17 protein-coding genes are annotated in these 18,380 nt (G+C 61.6%); 8 read left to right on the top strand and 9 right to left on the bottom strand.

The window, feature by feature from the left end; all coding sequences use genetic code 11:
• Positions 1–54: 54 nt before the first annotated feature.
• Entirely contained in the window at positions 55–1,260 is a 1,206-nt protein-coding gene (locus tag G9U53_RS23915) for a lipase (protein ID WP_030536368.1), read from the top strand.
• Positions 1,261–1,333: 73 nt separating this feature from the next.
• Complete coding sequence (locus tag G9U53_RS23910; RefSeq protein WP_003945009.1) at positions 1,334–1,807, top strand: DUF5709 domain-containing protein; 474 nt, start codon at positions 1,334–1,336, stop codon at positions 1,805–1,807.
• Here G9U53_RS23910 and G9U53_RS23905 read toward each other — a convergent pair.
• Complete coding sequence (locus G9U53_RS23905; RefSeq protein WP_230793231.1) at positions 1,796–2,845, bottom strand: GGDEF domain-containing protein; 1,050 nt, start codon at positions 2,843–2,845, stop codon at positions 1,796–1,798. The genes G9U53_RS23910 and G9U53_RS23905 overlap by 12 nt on opposite strands.
• Before the next feature lie 607 nt (positions 2,846–3,452).
• Here G9U53_RS23905 and G9U53_RS23900 point away from each other — a divergent pair.
• The gene (locus G9U53_RS23900; RefSeq protein WP_165639266.1) at positions 3,453–4,436 is read left to right on the top strand and encodes a hypothetical protein; all 984 of its coding nucleotides are present in this window, start codon (positions 3,453–3,455) and stop codon (positions 4,434–4,436) included.
• A 7-nt stretch (positions 4,437–4,443) separates the two neighbouring features.
• Here the strand turns inward: G9U53_RS23900 and galE are convergent, their stop codons facing one another.
• The 5 genes from galE to G9U53_RS23875 are packed head-to-tail and all read right to left on the bottom strand — an operon-like array spanning position 4,444 to position 9,840.
• On the bottom strand, positions 4,444–5,442 hold the full coding sequence (gene galE, locus G9U53_RS23895) for a UDP-glucose 4-epimerase GalE (protein WP_054781624.1): 999 nt from the start codon (positions 5,440–5,442) through the stop codon (positions 4,444–4,446).
• Complete coding sequence (locus G9U53_RS23890; RefSeq protein ID WP_054781625.1) at positions 5,439–6,569, bottom strand: nucleotidyltransferase family protein; 1,131 nt, start codon at positions 6,567–6,569, stop codon at positions 5,439–5,441. The genes galE and G9U53_RS23890 overlap by 4 nt, the downstream gene beginning before the upstream one ends.
• Positions 6,548–7,426, bottom strand: a complete 879-nt coding sequence (locus tag G9U53_RS23885; protein ID WP_230359874.1) for a hypothetical protein — start codon at positions 7,424–7,426, stop codon at positions 6,548–6,550. The genes G9U53_RS23890 and G9U53_RS23885 overlap by 22 nt, the downstream gene beginning before the upstream one ends.
• Before the next feature lie 7 nt (positions 7,427–7,433).
• Entirely contained in the window at positions 7,434–7,706 is a 273-nt protein-coding gene (locus G9U53_RS23880; protein ID WP_007732082.1) for a PqqD family protein, read from the bottom strand.
• A 46-nt stretch (positions 7,707–7,752) separates the two neighbouring features.
• Complete coding sequence (locus G9U53_RS23875) at positions 7,753–9,840, bottom strand: glycosyltransferase (protein WP_165639265.1); 2,088 nt, start codon at positions 9,838–9,840, stop codon at positions 7,753–7,755.
• Positions 9,841–9,892: 52 nt separating this feature from the next.
• On the opposite strand from G9U53_RS23875, the gene G9U53_RS23870 reads away from it, so the two are divergent.
• A complete protein-coding gene (locus G9U53_RS23870) occupies positions 9,893–10,174 on the top strand; it encodes a hypothetical protein (RefSeq protein ID WP_042450929.1) in 282 nt (93 codons plus the stop codon).
• A 451-nt stretch (positions 10,175–10,625) separates the two neighbouring features.
• On the opposite strand, the gene G9U53_RS23865 is transcribed toward G9U53_RS23870, so the two are convergent.
• Positions 10,626–11,423 carry a metalloregulator ArsR/SmtB family transcription factor gene (locus G9U53_RS23865; RefSeq protein ID WP_080726673.1) on the bottom strand — a complete coding sequence of 266 codons (798 nt, stop codon included), beginning with the start codon at positions 11,421–11,423 and terminating at the stop codon, positions 10,626–10,628.
• A 411-nt stretch (positions 11,424–11,834) separates the two neighbouring features.
• On the opposite strand from G9U53_RS23865, the gene G9U53_RS23860 reads away from it, so the two are divergent.
• A complete protein-coding gene (locus G9U53_RS23860; RefSeq protein ID WP_165639264.1) occupies positions 11,835–13,250 on the top strand; it encodes an NAD(P)/FAD-dependent oxidoreductase in 1,416 nt (471 codons plus the stop codon).
• 83 nt (positions 13,251–13,333) lie between these two features.
• Here G9U53_RS23860 and G9U53_RS23855 read toward each other — a convergent pair whose 3' ends face one another.
• Both G9U53_RS23855 and G9U53_RS23850 read right to left on the bottom strand, forming a co-directional pair.
• Complete coding sequence (locus G9U53_RS23855) at positions 13,334–13,762, bottom strand: PaaI family thioesterase (protein ID WP_003945020.1); 429 nt, start codon at positions 13,760–13,762, stop codon at positions 13,334–13,336.
• A 236-nt stretch (positions 13,763–13,998) separates the two neighbouring features.
• Positions 13,999–14,781 (bottom strand): hypothetical protein, encoded by a 783-nt coding sequence (locus G9U53_RS23850; protein WP_003944809.1) that lies wholly within the window; start codon positions 14,779–14,781, stop codon positions 13,999–14,001.
• Positions 14,782–14,983: 202 nt separating this feature from the next.
• On the opposite strand from G9U53_RS23850, the gene G9U53_RS23845 reads away from it, so the two are divergent.
• From G9U53_RS23845 to G9U53_RS23835, 3 genes are read left to right on the top strand one after another with little or no spacing between them, the layout of a single operon-like run.
• Positions 14,984–16,444 carry an iron ABC transporter permease gene (locus G9U53_RS23845; protein WP_073512408.1) on the top strand — a complete coding sequence of 487 codons (1,461 nt, stop codon included), beginning with the start codon at positions 14,984–14,986 and terminating at the stop codon, positions 16,442–16,444.
• On the top strand, positions 16,441–17,532 hold the full coding sequence (locus G9U53_RS23840) for an iron chelate uptake ABC transporter family permease subunit (RefSeq protein WP_003944960.1): 1,092 nt from the start codon (positions 16,441–16,443) through the stop codon (positions 17,530–17,532). The genes G9U53_RS23845 and G9U53_RS23840 overlap by 4 nt, the downstream gene beginning before the upstream one ends.
• The gene (locus G9U53_RS23835) at positions 17,529–18,380 is read left to right on the top strand and encodes an ABC transporter ATP-binding protein (RefSeq protein ID WP_003945031.1); all 852 of its coding nucleotides are present in this window, start codon (positions 17,529–17,531) and stop codon (positions 18,378–18,380) included. The genes G9U53_RS23840 and G9U53_RS23835 overlap by 4 nt, the downstream gene beginning before the upstream one ends.

The following is an 18,380-nucleotide window of genomic DNA, read 5'->3' as shown; positions in this document are numbered from 1 at the left end:
AACACACAGGGTGATGGACCCCGGGTGGGTCCGGACGAGGGGAAAACGTTGAAACTGCGAACCACACGCGTGTTTACCGGATCGATGCTGACTGCCGCTGCACTGACTGCCGCATTGCTCTCCGGGGGGACTGCACAGGCCGATCCCGCATATCCGGCACCGGACCCGGACCCGTTCTATTCGCAAGCAGCGGCCGAGGGGACCGCCGGCACGCCGATCTCCGTGCGCCGGGCCCCTGACCTGATGACCTTTCCCGGCGTCGCGATCTGGCAGGTCAGTTACAGGTCCACGAACTCCGAGAACAAGCCTATTGCCGCGGTCAGCACGATCCTGGTCCCGCCGAATCAAGCACAAGACGGCCCGTTGCTCTCGTATCAGCACATCGTCAATGCACTCGGTACGGGATGTGCGCCGTCTCGCGCGCTTTACGCATCGGATCCCAACATCGTCATCCGTGAAGCGCCCATCCTCAACGTCGCGCTGCAACGTGGATGGACCATTGCCCTTCCCGACCATCTCGGACCCAACAGTGCGTACGGCGCCGCGCGCCTGGGCGGACAGATCACGCTCGACGGTATCCGCGCCGTTCAGAAAGTCCCCGAATTGCGTAGTGGCGCCAGCCCTGTAGGTATTGCCGGCTACTCCGGCGGCGGCATGGCCACCGCGTGGGCGGCCGCACTGGCCCCGAGCTACGCACCCGAGGTCAACCTTGTCGGTGTAGCCGAGGGCGGCGTCCCGATGAATCTGTCCAAGATGGCAAACGGCCTCGGACAGGATCCGCACCCGGCATTCGGCCTCGCCTTCGCCGCAGCAATGGGCCTCGAACGCGAGTATCCCGACCTACTGCCGCTGAGCAACCAACTCAACGACCTCGGACGGTCGATGCGGGCCGAACTCACCAACGCGTGCACCAACGACATCCTCAGGGTCGGTGCCGGGCGCAGTGCCTCTCAGGTGTCGACGTCGACATCCTTGCTGTCCAGCCCTGAAGTGCGAAAGGTGATGGACGACAACAGCGTCGAACTCTATCCCGGTGTGCCGACTGCCCCGGTGTTCGAATGGCACACGCCCGACGACGTTCTGATCCCCATCGATTCGGTGGTCAACACGATTTCGCGGTACTGCGCCGCCGGAGCCACGATTCAATCCCAACTGTTCCCCAGCCCGGACCACCTCACCACTGCGGTCCTCGGTCTGCCCACCGCATTCGAGTACCTACAGGACCGATTCGACGGAGTGCCGGCCCCGCGTTCGTGCTGAATGTCTCCGGAGTGACGTATCGAGCAGGCGCGGCACATGGCCAACTCGGTGTGCCCGTGGCATCGTTGATCGTATGAGCGACACGGATGACACCGGCGCGGCCGGCAATGGCGATTACAGTCTCGATCCCGACGACCAGCTTCAACCTGAAGACACTCTGATCGATCGAGGCGTCGACGACATTCTCGACGAGGGAATCTCACCACCGGAACGCCCACTGGGACTTGATGCCCACGGGTTGACCGGCAGCGAGGAATCAGCGGGGGAGACCCTCGACGAGCGCCTGGCCGAAGAAGAACCCGATCCGTACGCGTCGCTCGGAGATCCTTTGAAGGATCCCGCCGATGCCGACGAATTCGAACGGGAAGAAGAATTCCCGAACGGTGACGAAGTGGGTAACCGTCGGGTCGGCCGTCTCGTTGCCGAAGACGAGGGCAGATACGAGGACGAGGAAAGTGAACTCATTGCCGGAGACGTCGGAATCGACGGCGGCGCAGCGTCGGCAGAGGAAGCCGCGATGCATCTGATCGACGATTCAGAGGACTGAACGACCGCCTGACTGTTGTGGCTGTTGTAGCTGTTGATCGGTGAGAACGATGGAGTGGACGTGATTTCCACCCATTCTCTTGCTTTCGTACATCGCCGAATCGGCGAGGCGATGTAGATCGTGAACGCCACTTTCTGCTGCTTGTACGTCCGGCCAGGCGCCGTTGTGGATGGCTATGCCGATGCTGGTCGTCGAGATTGGTTCGCCTGTAGGGGAGTTCATGATGGGCGCGATCCGGGCCAGTAGATCGCCGACGTACGGCAACGGCATCATCTGAACGACGACGAACTCGTCACCGCCGATGCGCGCTATCGCCGCGTCCGATCTGGCCCAGTCGTGTAGTCGATAGGCCGTGCGCAGTATGACTCGGTCGCCGACGTCGTGACCGTAGGTGTCGTTGAAGTGTTTGAAATTGTCGATGTCGATCACTACCACCAGCAAAGACTGGTCGAGGCTGGATTTCGCTTGCAGTAGTTCGGAAGTCCGCCGTGCGAGTCCGCGCCGATTCAGCAGGTCCGTCAACGGATCGAGTTCTGAGCTTTGAGCGTCGTTGCTCAGGAGCGCCAGAGCAATCTGCGTGACCACCGGTATGACAGTGATGACAGGAATGGCAAAGGCAATGCGCCCCAGGACGTCTGGAAGGCCAGAAGGTACATCGGTGAACACGCCGATGCTGGCAACAACGATGACCGCCCCGGAAAACAGCAGGTGCCACAGCTGAGTTCGAAGATTGTGAAAGAAGGCTATGTACGAGCCGACGAGCCCGAAGACGAGACATCCGAGCAATCTCTGATCCGGATTCGCCTCAGCCAGCACGATCACCGCAACGGCGAAGTCCCCGGCAACGACGAAGAAATACGACCTTTCACGGGTGGTCGCTACGACAGGCAGGGCAATTCCGCCGATCATCACAAGCACTGCGACGACGACGTCCAACGGAAATCCGATGGTCTGTACCGAATGAGTGCCCAGTCGCTTCAGCAGAATCGTGATACCCAGGAGGAAAACCAATACGCCGATGCCTATCCGAGTCGGCATCAAAATTCCGTTGTCGCGCAAGAATCGCGTGAATCGGTCAAACTGGTCTGGCACTGCGAGCCAGCGATGCACGACCTTGGGTGTGTCGCTCATCGCGGCCACTGACCATGAGAAGCGGCCGGTCGAATACAACACATGCGGCGATAGTAGTCCGTGGCGATGACAAGGGAACTGAACTCGCCTCCAGCCTGTCGACCATAATACGTCACAGTGACGAATTGAGGTGGGGTAGCCAGCCGGAAGTCGGTGAGACGTGTTTATCGGCATCAATCCACATCAGAGCACTTATTGGTCGTTCCTGACGTCCAGGTCGCGCGGCGTAGCCGCAGTCGCCGGCGAGGCCAGGCGGTGATCGGTACCAATTCAGCCGGCGATCGCGGAGTCGCAATGGTCGAGTCGTGCAAGCCGGTCGCAGATCTAGGACGGAAACGCAGGAAAGCCGGCAAATGTACCGGCAGACAGACATAGGTGGGCGGAAACAAGGAAGGTTGCACGAACCAGGCGTGAGCCGGATATCGCCAGGTCGAGAATTTGCCGATAATCTACATTATGTCAAGTAATGGATATTCGAACGTCCCCCGTCAGCTTGTCCGCTAGCTTTACCCACATGGATTCCGTTGCACTCGTCCTCGGTTCACCACGTGGCCGTCGCTTCTGTGCGAACGTCGGTTACGCATGCCGCGCCGGCGCACGCACATCCGGTGGACACTGGCCTCAATCGCCGGAAGATGCGCTCCAAGTTCTCGGCGCTGTTGATATCCGGGCAATCGGCGAGATGTCCGAACTCGAGATTCTGCACTGTCTTGCGTATGCCGTAGATTGCGCACGCTACTGGGAGCCGCCGGACGAAGAAGACCTGATCTTCGTCCGGCCGGATGTCGCAGCGGCGCTGCGACCGGTTGCCGAAGCACTACTCGACTCCCCACACACTGCCTGGTGGACCGAGCCGATCGACCGTCTGAACCAGAATCTGGTTGAAAAGCGAAACCCTATTTACGGCTGGTCGGACCTACCCTTGCGGATTTACCGTGCAGAGGACGGCCTCGAACAGTGGCGTGCTGAGGCACTCGACAACGAACGTCAGTTTCTGGAATACCAGATCGAAGATCCGGACCGTCACATCGGAGGCGAATGGTGGTCTATCCCGTTTGCCAACGGTACAACCGAAACAACCAGGGCCCGCGACGGTATCGGGGCGCTCGGGGTGTTTCTCGAAGAAGACAGCTCCTCGAACGAGGCGCGGGTGCAGCCGGTAAGGATCTACGGCGCGCCCCGGATCTACGAGATCACCGGTCCGCAGGACTGGGCGAATCTGGTCGATACCTATCCCCTGCCAGTGCCCGCTTCACGTCGCTCCGTGTGGTACGACACGACCGGTGAATACCGTGACTGGTTCATTCCGGACTGGGTTTCGGTCGCTGCAGATTACGACGCCGTGCACCTGACCATGATGGCTTATCTGACCACGCCAGGCATCGCGATCCCGTTGTCGGCCAACGCGGGGGCCACCGTGCTCGCCGGGTGGGATCCGGACGCCACCTTCTGGCTACGTAGCAACAACATCACCGTTGACGACGACCCGACGGGCTGACGTTCGGCTACACCGAGTTGAGCAGGTGCGGCCGCACTGCCAGCCACCGCGCGGTGTCCTCGATCCCCTGTTCCAGGGTGAATGTCGGAACCCACCCGAGTAGTCGCAACGCACGATCGTTCGACGCATAAGCGCCGGCAGTGTCACCGGTGCGTCGGCCGGCAGCGACCACGTCGATATCTTCGCCGAGCACGTTCTCGAATGTGTGTACCAGCTCCCACACCGTCGTCCCCCGCCCGCTGCCCAGATTGACCACAGTCATGCGTGATGAATCAGCGGTGACCCGGTCGAACCTTTCGAGTGCTCGAACATGAGCGTCTGCAAGGTCCCAGACATGAACGTAATCACGCACTCCGGATCCGTCGCGCGTCGGCCAATCCGTTCCCGTAACCCTGAAAGGCGTTCCTGTCGAATATGATTCGAACAGCTTTCCGAGTGCGTGGGTCGGGCGTGCCGATGGTGTACCACTTCGCAGATCCGGATCTGCCCCGACCGGGTTGAAGTAGCGTAGAGATATCGCCGATAATTCAGTGGCCGCCGCAATGTCGTCGAGCATCGTTTCGAACTGAGCCTTGCTGTGCGCATAGGGACTCTGCGGTGCGATCCCCCAACGTTCGTCGACACACCCACCGTCGCTCGGCGCATACACCGCCGCAGAGGAACTGAACAAGAAGCGCTCACACCCGTTCCGAAGGACACTCGATACCAGCGTCAGCGACTTGGATACGTTGTTCTCGTAGTACCGCGCCGGGCTACTCACGGAATCTCCGACCACGATCAAGGCCGCACAGTGAACTGTCGCATCGATATCGGAATGATCTGCGAATACCTTGTCGAGCAGTTTCTCGTCCGCGATGTCGCCGCAGTAGAACGGGAATCTGTGCGCAAATTCGGCGCGGCCGGTCAGCAGGTTGTCGAGAATCACGACATCGATCCCGGCGTCGACGCACTTCGACGCTACGGTGCTTCCGATGAATCCCGCTCCGCCCGTGATCAGTACTTTCACGCCGCTCCCCCGGCATCTTCGACGGCAGTCCTCGCACGACGGACGAAGTGGGACACGCGTGAGCGCGCCAAGTCCCATCCACGTAGGTCGCGCCCGTCCCGGATGGAAAGCCGATCACGGTCGAGAAAGAGCGGCACCATGACCAGATCGCGGTAGAGCGAGTGCAGGCGTGGGCGATCCGCCAACCACAGCGTCCATCGCCACCACCAATGCGCCGGGAAGGTCGTCATTCCGGTACTGACGCCGAAGATCGATTCCACCGCCGCCCAGTGGACGTTCACCGCCCGACGGACATCGCGTGGCAACTGGCGTCTGGAGAGCGTCACAGCGAGTTCCGGTTCGGAAGTGAGCAGGTACCCCACGTCGAAGACACTGTTCAACGACAAATCGGCTCGAATCAAGGCCCGATCGGCAAGCCGCGCGTGAGCGATGACGTGCAGCGTCACGTCGGCCATCGCAAGGCGGGATCCTTCCGCCTCCGAGCTGATTCCTCGGACCGCGGCCTCCCGGGTCAGCGCGTGACGGGCGAACCTCGGAAGTAAGTGCGAATGGATTTCGACGGAGCCATGACGGTCGTCGCGAAGGAGTGCCGGTTCCTGGTGATCGTCGTGATCGATGGAGTCGGAGTCCACTTCGTCGGGGCGGACCATTCGGTAGCCGAAATCGAGGATCGCGTCGTTGGCCGGAACGGCATGTGCAGGGTCGACGACCAAAAGGTCGATGTCCGTCATCCGTCGAGCTGCCGGGTTCGGCCAGATTCTTCGCTCGAGAAGGGCGGCACCCTTCAGTGCAACCGTCGGAAAGCCGTTGCTGTGTAACAACTCTTGCAGTTCCACTCGTTGCGCGTCGAGGTCCGAGATCCTTATGGTGTTTCGGTGATGGACAAGGCTCAGCGTCAATTCCGGACTCGATGCGGTGGCCGAGGATTCCGACAGCATTTCCGCGAAGCTCGCAGGTAGGACCGATGCGAAGCCGGCCTCGACCGCTCGGGAGGCGAGCAATGGCAATACCTTGTGCCTTACAGCGGCGTCGATGACTCTGGGCCAATCCTGCTGCGAACACAAGCGGATGACGTCGGCCCCACACTCGGGTTTCAACATGGAAATCAGGTACCGGGTGTCACGCATGACGCCACCAGTTCCTCCACGGTGTCGGCGCCGGTATCGCCGTGATGTCGAATCAGTCTGTAGCACGGGGCATTCGAGAGTAGAGCAGCGATGTTTCTCAGGGTCACTCCGTGATTGTCGGACCACAGTGCGGATTGCCCGGCCAGCGACTGTATCGCTTGGGATACGGGCATCGGAGCGAGTCGAGTCGGCGCCTCGTCCCATCCATCGAGGATCAGCACCAGATCGATTCCGCGAACCGCCGAGCTGACGTTTCGTTCAGCAGGCAAGGTTGACGGGTCCAACGCCCACACCGGCGGGGCGTACGGAAGATACAGCGAATCGTGCGCTTTGATCTCCGGGAGGACGTCGAACGTACCGGCTTTGAGGTGAACCCGCCGTGGTAAGCCCACAGCTTCGGTACCACGAATGAAGACGCCTTCGTCAGCACGCAGTTGTGCACCCCGCAGGGCAAGGGCGAGCGCCAAGGTGGTCTTGCCCGCCCCGGAATGCCCGGCGATCGCCACTCTCACACCGTTGCAGTCGACCAGAGCGGCGTGCAGGCGTGTCCACTGTCGGGCGTGCGCGGCCGTCATGACATCCCGGTGCACCGTGCGGTACACGCTCTCCGCGAGCTGGAGACCGTCCAGACCGATCAGCGTTTCAAGGCTGCCGCCGATGGTCGATTCGATGGTGACGTCCCAGCGACCGAATGTCGCTCGATTCCGCTGAATCCGAACTTCGACGTTGTTGTCCGCAGGCCACGGGCTGGCAATCCGATGCTCGACGACACCGACCTCGGGTATGCGGAAACCGCGCACAATCGCGTCAACCCAAAGGTAGTGCGCCCGGAATTGTGGTACGTGGTTGCCTGTCACGGAATTCTCACACCAGCAGACGAGAGGTGCTCAGCTGTCCGTACGTCTCGTTGACTACCGACTTCGCCTCGTCGTCAGGGATCTCGAGCACTTCTGCCACGGCCTGGACAATTTCGCTGACGGTCCGGCCGTCACACAGTTCCCACACCAACGTCGCGACCGGGTTGAGGTGATGGGCAACCTCGCTGGAGCTGTCGTACAGCACAACACCGTCGGTGAGATCGTTGCTCTCCACCGTCTGAGAGCGTTGCGGTCTCACACCTTCGAGTAGTTCGGTCAAGATATCTCCTTGATTCAGCGAATCCGATTTCGTTTCGGTGGTGGTCTCACAGTGCGAAGCGTCGTGAGTATTCGGATTCGATTGCGCCCGAACGAATCAGGCTGCGTGTGGAGGCGATGCCGGGCGACAGCGTCAGGCACGTGAGCGCTCCCCCGGCACTCGCATCCACCAGGTAGTCGCCCAGAGTTCGGTAGTGACCCGCCCATTGTCCGAATGCTTCGGGATCTGACTCCGGATCCGCAATCTCGTCGAGAATTCGCTCGAAGGCGCGCGAATGTACGAGAACGGCGTGGACTCCACGGTTCTCAGGACTGGTGCGCAAGAGTGCCGAACCGTCGAGCAGAGCTCCGTCCCTCGATTTCGGGTCGTGTCCGAGGTGGACGACATCCCAATCGCCGTGATCCAACTCTTCGCGGGCATGGCCAAGGATCGATGCGGCGGCATCCAGCAAACTGACGTCGTCAGCAGCGATGAGGACCGAATCCCAGCCCTTCTCAGTCGCCCGAGCGAGCGCACGACGCCACGAGACGGCAAAGGCCGCGTCCTGATTCATCGCGTCCTCGAAAGCCGACACTCTTTCCACCGCTGTTACGCGCGGTAAGCGAATGAATCTATGCCAGGATGCTTTCCATCTGTCGATGTCAAGATCGAGATTCACGACGGCAACACCGAGGTCCGACTCAGAATCCTCGACAACGGGGTTGGGTTCTCCCCCTACGCGGACAGGCGACAGTGGGCGATCGAGCACAACGTCGACTGCGCCTCGCTCGAGCAGATAAGCCGCCAGTGAGAAGTCGGACGGCACGGGTCCGTTGATCCTTCGTGAGAGTTCGTCTCGCAAAGTTCCGTATGTCGCCGCGCGAACAATCAGTGCAACTCCGACCAGATCTTCGCCGTGTGCGTGGATGACAGCCGTATCGGCCTCGGCCGGGAGGTCGTCGACGATGTTCCGTAGCTTGTACATAACCGCGGGTTCGATCACGCGAGCCTCGTCCAGAAAAACTACCGATTTCCAGGCCAACAGAATGGCCTTGTCGATTCCGGCGACGAACGCAGACGCAGTCCTCCACACATCCGGAGCGTCGTCCTGCGACGGAATGGCACGGTGAACGGTCAGTTCGATCGACTCGGCCTCCGCCAGGCATGAACGCCACGGAGCGACTCGGCCGTCGTCGCCGAGAACGATCACTCCACCAAAGGCCAACTCGGGTTTCTGGACGCTCAGCTCCGCACGGAGACGGATCTCGGGATACGAATCACCGAGGTATTCGGAGAACTGACGATGGAGTGAATCGATGTCCCAACCGACCTCAGTCCAACCGAGCAGGTAGTTGTGAACACGATCTTCCCAGTTTATTCGATATGGGACGCCTGCCGGGCGCTCGAACCGATGGTGCCAGCCGAAAGCCGGAAGGCAGACGACCTTGCCGCCGTTGATCCGGAACTTCTCGTGGATGTACCCCTCTTCACCTCCGAATCCGGTGAAGTGCGAGTTCAATCCCGGCCACGCCTCACGCCTGCAGGCAAATGAGCCGAGGCCCTGCATGACGATCTCGAAAGGCACGTCCGGGTGTTGCTTCGCTCGCGGATCAACTCCCCACGAGCCGAACATCCCGTTGCGCCACTTGGGGTCCATGTGGGTGGCCGCGATGTGCGAGGAATCCTGGGAGAGCATCGGTCCCTGGATCAAATCGTCGGTTTCCGGGTCCGCATCGAAATACGCCAGCAACGCCGACAACGATCCCGGTGCCAAGATCACGTGAGAGTCGAGGACAAGGACATACTTTCCGGTGGCCTTGCGGAACAGGACGTCCCGCACCGCAGTCGATCGAACGTCGGTGAACGGGATGTAGCGGAACCGATCGATGTAACCGGCAAACGATTCGAGCATCGGCGCCGGCAACCCCTCGGGGTTGTTGTCCAACAAGACGAATTCGACTCTGTCCAGAACCTCGCGATGATGGACCAAGATCGAGTGGATCGTGAAGTACGCGCCGTCGAAATCGTCGTAGGTCGCGATCGCGACAGTCAGATCGGCCGGTTCTCCGTGTGGCGGAGTCTCCTTCACCTGAACTGACCCCGCGCTCTGAAACTTCTTCAGAGCGCGGTGTAGCGCGACGTCGAACTCTGTCATCGTCGGTGTTCCCCCTCGGAACCAGTCGCGTCGTGTCGGCTACGTAGGTTCCGTGGGATTTGTCGGCTGGGTCGGAGGGGTCGGGAAGGTCGGCTCGGTGCGAGTGGTCGGCACCGTCGGTACGGTTGGCACAGTCGGGACGGTCGGCTCCGTCGGCGCTGTCGGCCCGGTGGGTTTGGCGGTCGTCGTTCCACCCGAACCTGACGAGCTACCGGTTGATCCGGAACCTGTGGAACTTCCGGACGGTCCCGAACTCCCGGAACTACCCGAACTTCCTGACGATCCCGAACTTCCCGATGATCCGGGATTGCCCGGCTCGTTTCCGCCCGGCTGATTCCCTCCCGGAGTATTACCACCGGGTTGATTCCCGCCTGGTTGCTCGCCGCCTGGTTGATTCGGATTCTGCTGGCCACGACTTGGCGCTCCGGAAAGATTCGGCGTGTCACCGGCTGCGAAGGCCGGCGCCGCACCACCGAGGCTGATCGACGTCACGACTGGCACAGTTACCGCCGAGGCCGCTAGAACTGTCTTGACGAACTTGCGTCGATCAACTGGAACATTCTGAAAAGCGTCGCCGCCCATAGCGTTTCTCCCATGCGTCCGAGACGAGGTCGTCCTCACTCGATGTCGGGCAAAACGCTAGCATCCTTCTGGCAACTTTACAGACTGAACGCGCCGATATTTGACGGTTATGCGAATTTGAGTCCGGACTGGGCCGACTGTTCGGACAAACGTACGGCGATCTCCTCCTGTTCAGGGGACTCGTTTGTCCCGGTCGACAACCGTCAACCGACCGGCATCTCCCACGGCGCCACCGGAAGAGTGCTTCCGGTTTCGAGGTAGGACTTCAGGTTCGACAACACCGCCGACCATCCACCGGCCACCTCCATGCGAGCCGATTCGTCCGCCAAATCGGTGTGCTTGACGGTCAGTCGCACGATCGCGCCGAAGGCTTCGATGTCGAAACTCACCCGAGAGATGTCGACGCCCGGTTCGCCGTTCGGATCAGCCCAGGTGGTGACCAACCTCGACGGAGGGTTGCTCTCGACTACGGTGCCGACTACATCGGCAATGTTCGAACCGTCGATCCGGCGGTGCTCCCAGGTCGATCCCGGCTGCCAGTCGGAGACGTTGCTGTGTCCCCAATACTCTGCGGTGGCCTGTGCGTCGGTGAGCGCTTTCCAGACGTTGTCCGCCGTGCTCGCAATGTAGGTGACGTACACAAAACTGGGCTTGTCGGTCATGGCTTCCTCCGCGATTTTTTTGACGGTACTGAGCGCACGAAGGCGCGGTACCTCGAACTTGTTGATCCACCGCTCTCGAATCTCCTCGAGCGCAACGGGATTGAGATAGTGAAGCTTCGCCCTCCCCTGTCGGACCGTGCTGATCAGATTGGCGTCCTCGAGCATGGTGAGGTGTTGAGTGACAGCTTGCCGACTCATGTCGAGGCTGTCGCACAGCTCGCCGAGCGACTGACCGTTGGCTACGAACAAGCGGTCCAGGAGAAGCCTTCGTGTGGGATCGGCCAGTGCTTTGAAGGCTGCATTCATCCGGTCGTTCACAACTTCACAATATGCAAGCATTTACTTGCATGTCAACGGTTGGGCGTGCCGGGTTTCGAAAGTTGGGACAGATGAGGTGTGATGTCTCTAGGCAGATGTGATCTGAATCCCGGATTACACCGTAAGAGAGGTTGGGCACATGGACTGGGCAGCAATTGGAGTGGGTGTCGGGTATGCCTCGGTGGCCCTGTCGATCCTGGTTTTCGTCGGCGGGTGCATCGCACTGTTCATCTTGTCCGTCCGCCAGTAGCTGACACCTCGACAAAGTGGTGATCACCCCGGGGTCCGGCCAAGCCGATCACCTCGGGAGTGATCACCCTCGAGGCCGCTTGATCGATTCGGACACACCGGCGCGCGTCGGACTGCTCGCAGAGAAGCTCGGCCGCGGTGGGACTACCGTAGGACTGTCGCCTAGAACTCGAGGAGTACGGAATGAGCATCCAGTCGGTTGAACCGCACCGCCACCGCGTAGTGGTGATCGGTTCCGGCTTCGGAGGATTGTTCGGCACTCAGGCTCTCAAAAAAGCCGATGCCGACATCACGATGATCGCGCGTACAACCCACCATCTGTTTCAGCCGCTCCTCTATCAGGTTGCGACCGGCATCCTCTCGGTCGGTGACATCGCTCCCGCCACGAGACTGGTGCTGCGCAAGCAGAAGAACGCACAGGTACTGCTCGGTGAGGTCGAGACCATTGATCTCGAGAATCAGACCGTGACCTCGCGCCTGCTCGAACGCGTCACTGTTACGCCGTTCGACAGTCTGATCGTGGCAGCCGGTGCCGGTCAGTCGTACTTCGGCAACGACCAGTTCGCGGAGTTCGCCCCCGGAATGAAAACGATCGACGACGCCCTCGAACTGCGCGGACGAATCCTTGGGGCCTTCGAACAGGCCGAACTGTCGGACGATCCCGCCGAGCGTGCGCGCTTGCTCACCTTCGTCGTTGTCGGCGCCGGCCCCACCGGCGTGGAGTTGGCCGGGCAGATCGCCGAGCTTTCCCGTCGAACGCTGGACGGCGCGTTCCGCAAGATCGATCCTCGTGAAGCACGCGTCGTGCTCCTCGACGGCGCCCCTGCCGTGTTGCCCGTGTACGGCGGGAAGCTCAGCCGCAAGGCTGCCGAGACGCTCGAGAAGCTCGGCGTCGAGATCCAGCTCGACGCGATGGTCACCGACGTGGACAACGACGGTCTGATCATCAAGGAGAAGGACGGCACGCTTCGCCGTATCGAGTCGCAGTGCAAGGTGTGGTCCGCCGGCGTGCAGGCCAGCCCCCTCGGCAAGCAGCTCGCAGAACAGAGCGGCGGAGAAACCGACCGCGCCGGCCGCGTCATGGTCAATCCCGACTTGTCTCTGCCCGGGCACCCCAACGTCTTTGTCATCGGCGACATGATGTCGCTCGACAAGCTGCCCGGATTGGCTCAGGTTGCCATGCAGGGTGGCAAGTACGCGGCCAAGCAGATCAAAGCGTCACTGGACGGCAAGTCCCCGTCGGAACGAGTTCCGTTCAAGTACTTCGACAAGGGCAGTATGGCAACGATCTCGCGCTTCAGCGCGGTAGCCAAGGTGGGCAAGCTCGAGATCAGCGGCTTCATCGGGTGGGTTGCCTGGCTGGCAATTCACCTCCTCTACCTCGTCGGATTCCGTTCCCGTGCCTCGACGCTGTTGTCATGGGCGGTGACGTTCTTCGGGCGTGGCCGTGCTCAGATGGCGTCCACCGAGCAGCAGGTCTTCGCGCGAAACGCGATGGGCGAGTTGGAGAAGAAGAACAAGGAAGCGACGGAGTCCGGCAGCGCTTCGAATGGCGAAGCCAAGAAGGCTGCCGACAAGCAGCAGAAGGCCGCCGGCTGATCAACACCTGAGTGACCGGCGGAGGGCGGCTGTGGAGTTCAACTCCGCAGCCGCCCTCCGTCATTCGATCGACTGCCGCGTGGTCAGTTTCCGATCTTCGCCACCTCGGTGATGTTCGCGAGGCGAACCTGTCCCTTGGAAACGAGTCGGTCGTTCTCGTCGGTGATGCGAACTTCCCAGAGTTGCTGGGTGCGTCCGCGATGAATCGGGGTGGCTTCAGCGGTGAGAGTGCCCTCCCGCGTTGCGCGCAGGAAGTCGGTGTTGTTGTTGACTCCGACCACGTGTCCTCGCTCGCCCAGCCACACGGTGCCACCGACGCTGGCGAGAGACTCCACCACCGAGCAGTACACACCCCCGTGCTGTATCCCGGCGGGCTGGTGCAGCGTGGGCTTGACGGTCCATTGCGCCCGCACGCGATCTGGGCTCAGTTCGGTGTATTCCAGGCCGATGGTGGCGTCGAAGCCCGTTCCGAGCCGTTTCATCATCTCTGCGGTCTCAGCAGTGTCGACCATGCCATCTCCATCTGTGATTCTCTGGCGCCGGTGTGGCTGCCACTCCCTACCTGATTACACGAGAGGTAACTCGAGCTTGGAATCAGGTCTGGAAAAAGAACCGGCGGGTTTCACATCATTCGATGTGAAACCCGCCGTGGGAAGGACCGGGAGTCTCTGCAGCCCTCAGGACTCCGGCGCGGTCCGGCAGTTTCGTCACTCTCGCGGGGTGTAACTCTCCGCGTGGTGTTCCACAATCATAGGCAAGGCTGACCTAATTTAGCAAGCCCTTCGTCGAACTGGTTCCAACGAGGACGCAGCGAGACCTTGCGGCGTGCACGCACGGGCAGCCCTGCGGCGACAAAAGCGTCCAGCAGCCCCTGCCCGCGGCGCTGAGCGGCTGATTCGCCCCCGCCGGCCAAGATGGGGACATATGCCGCTGCGCCCAGGATCGACTCCCCTACCAAGCCCCAGAATCTGAACTGGTCGACGGGCGCACACCTGGAGACGGCGTCGTAGATCGCCCGTAGCGAGGTCAGGCAACGGTGCGCGGTCCAGACGAGGAGCGCTTCTTCGCACGGCATGTCGACGACGCCGTCACTGCCGGACTCCCGTCCGTTCGGCGCAACTCGCAGAGTTTCGTCGATCACCCCGGCCCAGTCGATACCGCCGTCGCTGTCCATGTGGATGAACAGGTTCTCGAGGCCTGGATCCCAAGCGGCACCTTCGGAGACGATCGATGCGGCAACCCTGCCGACCACAGCGTGAATCAGTGATGTTGCGACCTGTATCGCCGCAGCTTCGGCACTGTCGAGATCCTGGAGCGAGCGGGCGAACATCTGATGCACCCGATCCCCGCACAAGCCTTCACTCAACTGCCACCAACGCCGTTTGCCTTCACCTGACATGGCGGCAACCGCGTAGACGCGCGGGTAGTCAGGGTTGAGTGCTCGTAGGCGAACGCTGGTGCGGCTCAATGCGTTCGACCGGAGTTCGAATTCACGAACATCCGCATGCTGGGTGGTCAAGGTGATTGTCACCGTGCACTCCAATCGGCCGAAGTTGTCTTGTGGTTCTTAATGTAGGTTAGCCTCACCATAATTCAAGAGTAAAGAACTGTGACGCTGGGCACCGCATATTCACAGGAACTTGCCCCGCAGGGAGCACACCCACATAGGGTTCCGTAACCTAAGATGCGAATTCCCTGCGCACAAAGACCAGGAGCTCGAACCGCCAGTGACGATGATCAAACCGCTCGGGAACGGACATCCCCGAGGACCCAGCGAGACGTACGGACGGCGCATAGTGCCGCGCGGCCCGGCTCCTGTCCGAATGCGTGTTCTAGCTGGGATTTTCGACGCGGGGGTGTTCCTGCTTCCGTTGCTCGTCGGCTGGTACGTCGTTCAGTCGCTCCGAGACGAGAACGGTGGCGGCGAAGCCGACCGCGCAGTGTTCGGTGGGACGGCAATAGCCATTGCCGTTGGTCTCCTCGTGTGGAACCTGGGATTCCGCGAAGGTGCCACAGGCCGGACCTCGGGAAAGGGATGGGTAGGTCTGGTCACGCGTGACGCGAAGACAAAGCAGCCCATCGGTGTTCGCCGGGCTCTGCGCAGGCCGTTCGATCGAACCGGTATCGAGGTGGTCCGTGAAAGCACGGCGCGCGAAGAAGGGTTCGAGGAACTCGCGCGCGACAACAGCGTCGGGGCAACTCGTCGACGCCGGCTGATCGGTCTCGCGGTGCTCACGGTTCTTCTCGCGCTCGTCATGCTCGCGAGCATCGCGGTGGGCGCACGTCCGCTGACGTTTGCCGAGATCTTCCACGCCATCTTCAGTTCGGACGGCACCCAGACGGACATCATCGTGCGAACATTGCGCGCTCCGCGGACCATCCTGGGTCTTGTCGTCGGCATCGCACTCGGTATCGCCGGCGCCCTGATTCAGGGACACACGCGTAACCCGTTGGCAGATGCCGGACTACTCGGCCTCAACGCCGGCGCGGCTTTCTTCGTAGTCATGGCGATCTATCTCTTCGGCTTCACCGCCCCGAGTCAGTACCTCTGGTTCGCGTTTGCAGGATCGTTCGTCGCCAGCATCGTCGTCTTCGGCTTGTCCTCCATCGGAAACGGCGGCGCGAGTCCTCTGAGTTTGGCTCTGGCGGGCGCAGCCGTCGCGTTCTTCCTGCAAGCCATGACCAATGCCGTGATCATCCTCGACCAGACCAGTCTGGACGCCTACCGTTTCTGGGTAGTGGGGTCGGTGTCCGGTCGCGGGTTCGACGTTCTCTGGCAGGTCCTCCCCTTCCTGATACTCGGTTTGGTCATCGCCCTGGCGAGTACGCCTGGTCTCAATGTCCTCAGCCTGGGTGAAGACGTCGCAAAAGCGTTGGGAACGAACATCGCGTTCAGTCGCACACTCGGCATCATCGCGATCACCCTGCTGACCGGCGCCGCGACCGCAGCGTGTGGACCTATCGCGTTCATCGGATTGGTGGTCCCCCACGTGGCCCGGGCCATCACCGGACCCGACTACCGCTGGCTGGTCCCGTACGCGGGCTTGCTCGGTGCGGTCATGCTGATCACCGCGGACATCATCGGTCGCGTAGTCGTGCGCCCCGGCGAGTTGCAGGTCGGAATCATCCTGGCCCTGTTCGGCGCCCCGTTCTTCATCGCTCTCGTACGCCGCAGGAAGTTGGCAAGTCTGTGACGCTCAAGCAAGAACTCCGGGTACTCCCCCGGACCGTCCCCTCACGTAAGTCGATTCGTATCGGTGGATTCTCGCTGGTCTACCGTCCACTCGCGGTGTCGGTGTGCATTGCGCTCGCGGTCGCACTCTTCCTTCTGCTCTGCATCAACATCGGACGGGGCGACTATCCGATCTCGATCCCCGATGTCATTTCGGTCCTGCTCGGCAATGGCAGCAAGACACAGAACCTGATCGTCTTCGACCTTCGACTTCCTCGGTCGCTCACCGCGCTCTTCATCGGTATGGCACTCGGCATTGCCGGTGCGGTCACCCAGACGATCGCTCGCAACGCCCTCGCCAGCCCCGACATCCTCGGAATCACGGCTGGATCGAGTGCCGCCGCAGTGGCACTCATCGTACTCGGCGGGGGTGGCTCGTTCGTGGGACTGCTTGCCACACTGGGGATTCCGTTGGCTGCACTCTGCGGCGGCCTACTGACAGCAGTGGTGATCTACGCCTTGGCGTGGCGCAAGGGCGTCGAGGGGTTCCGCCTCATCCTGATCGGCATCGGCATCAACGCCATGCTCGTGGCAGCGACGGGATGGCTTCTCATCTCGGCGGACATCAACGATGCTTCCCGCGCACAGGTGTGGCTCAACGGTTCGCTCAACGGTGCCACCTGGAATCAGATGTGGCCGGTAGCCATCGCTGTCGCGGTAGTCGGCGGCTACGCGGTGATCGCTTCGTTCACCATGGGAGCGCTGCGGTTGGGCGACGACAACGCCACCTCTCTCGGTGTTCGCTTGCAATCATCGCAGGCCAAACTGTTGCTCTCCGCCGTGGCGCTGGCCGCCATCGCAACCGCCGCAGCAGGTCCGGTCGGCTTTGTCGCCCTGGCTGCGCCACAGGTCGCTATGCGTCTGGTGCGCTCTGCCGGCCCGCCCATCGTGGCGTCCGCGCTGACCGGTGCTGTACTGGTGGTCGGCAGCGACGTCATCGCTCGAACAATTCTGCCTGTGGAACTCCCCGTCGGAATCGTGACTTCCGCACTTGGTGGTCCGTTCCTGCTCTACCTGTTGGTTCGTAACAATCGGAAGGTCACAGCATGACCACCATCGCCCAGTCCACCGATACTCCTTCGCGTCTCGTCGCCAAGAACCTGACGCTCGGGTACGGGGACCGCATCATCGTCGACGGACTCGATCTCGAGATCCCCACCGGCGTGATCACGACGGTCATCGGCCCCAACGGTTGCGGCAAGTCGACGCTCCTGCGTGCGCTCGGTCGTCTGCTCAAGCCCAAGGGCGGATCGGTTGTCCTGGACGGCAAGGCGATCAGTTCGATGAAGACCAAGGAAGTCGCACGGGTGCTCGGAATGCTCCCCCAGACTCCGGTTGCGCCCGAAGGACTCACGGTCGCCGATCTGGTCTCACGTGGGCGCCACCCGCACCAGTCGTGGATCAGGCAGTGGTCCGCGGACGACGAGGGCGAGGTCGCCGAAGCGCTGGAGCTGACCGGTGTCTCGGATCTCGCCGATCGACCCGTCGATCAATTGTCCGGCGGTCAGCGCCAGCGAGCCTGGATCTCGATGGCTCTCGCCCAGGGAACCGACATTCTGCTTCTCGACGAACCGACTACCTATCTGGACCTCGCGCACTCGATGGAAGTCCTCGACCTGGTGGATCAACTCCACGAGGAAATGGGGCGCACCGTGGTGATGGTGCTGCACGACCTCAATCTCGCGGTCAGATACAGCGATCATCTGATCGTGATGCGCGACGGCGCCGTCGTCGCTTCTGGTGTCCCCAAGGACATCATTTCCGCGGAACTTCTGCTCGAGGTGTTCGGTCTCGAAGCTGCGGTCATCGACGATCCCGTCTCGGATCGGCCGCTGATCGTTCCGATCGGTACCCGGCACGTGTTCGGCGCCGTCGGCGGGCCGGCAAAGCCTGCGTGA

The organism is Rhodococcus sp. D-46 (genome assembly GCF_011290655.1).
GTDB classification, from domain to species: Bacteria; Actinomycetota; Actinomycetes; order Mycobacteriales; family Mycobacteriaceae; genus Rhodococcus_F; species Rhodococcus_F qingshengii.
This window is presented reverse-complemented; position numbering and strand designations above follow the sequence as displayed.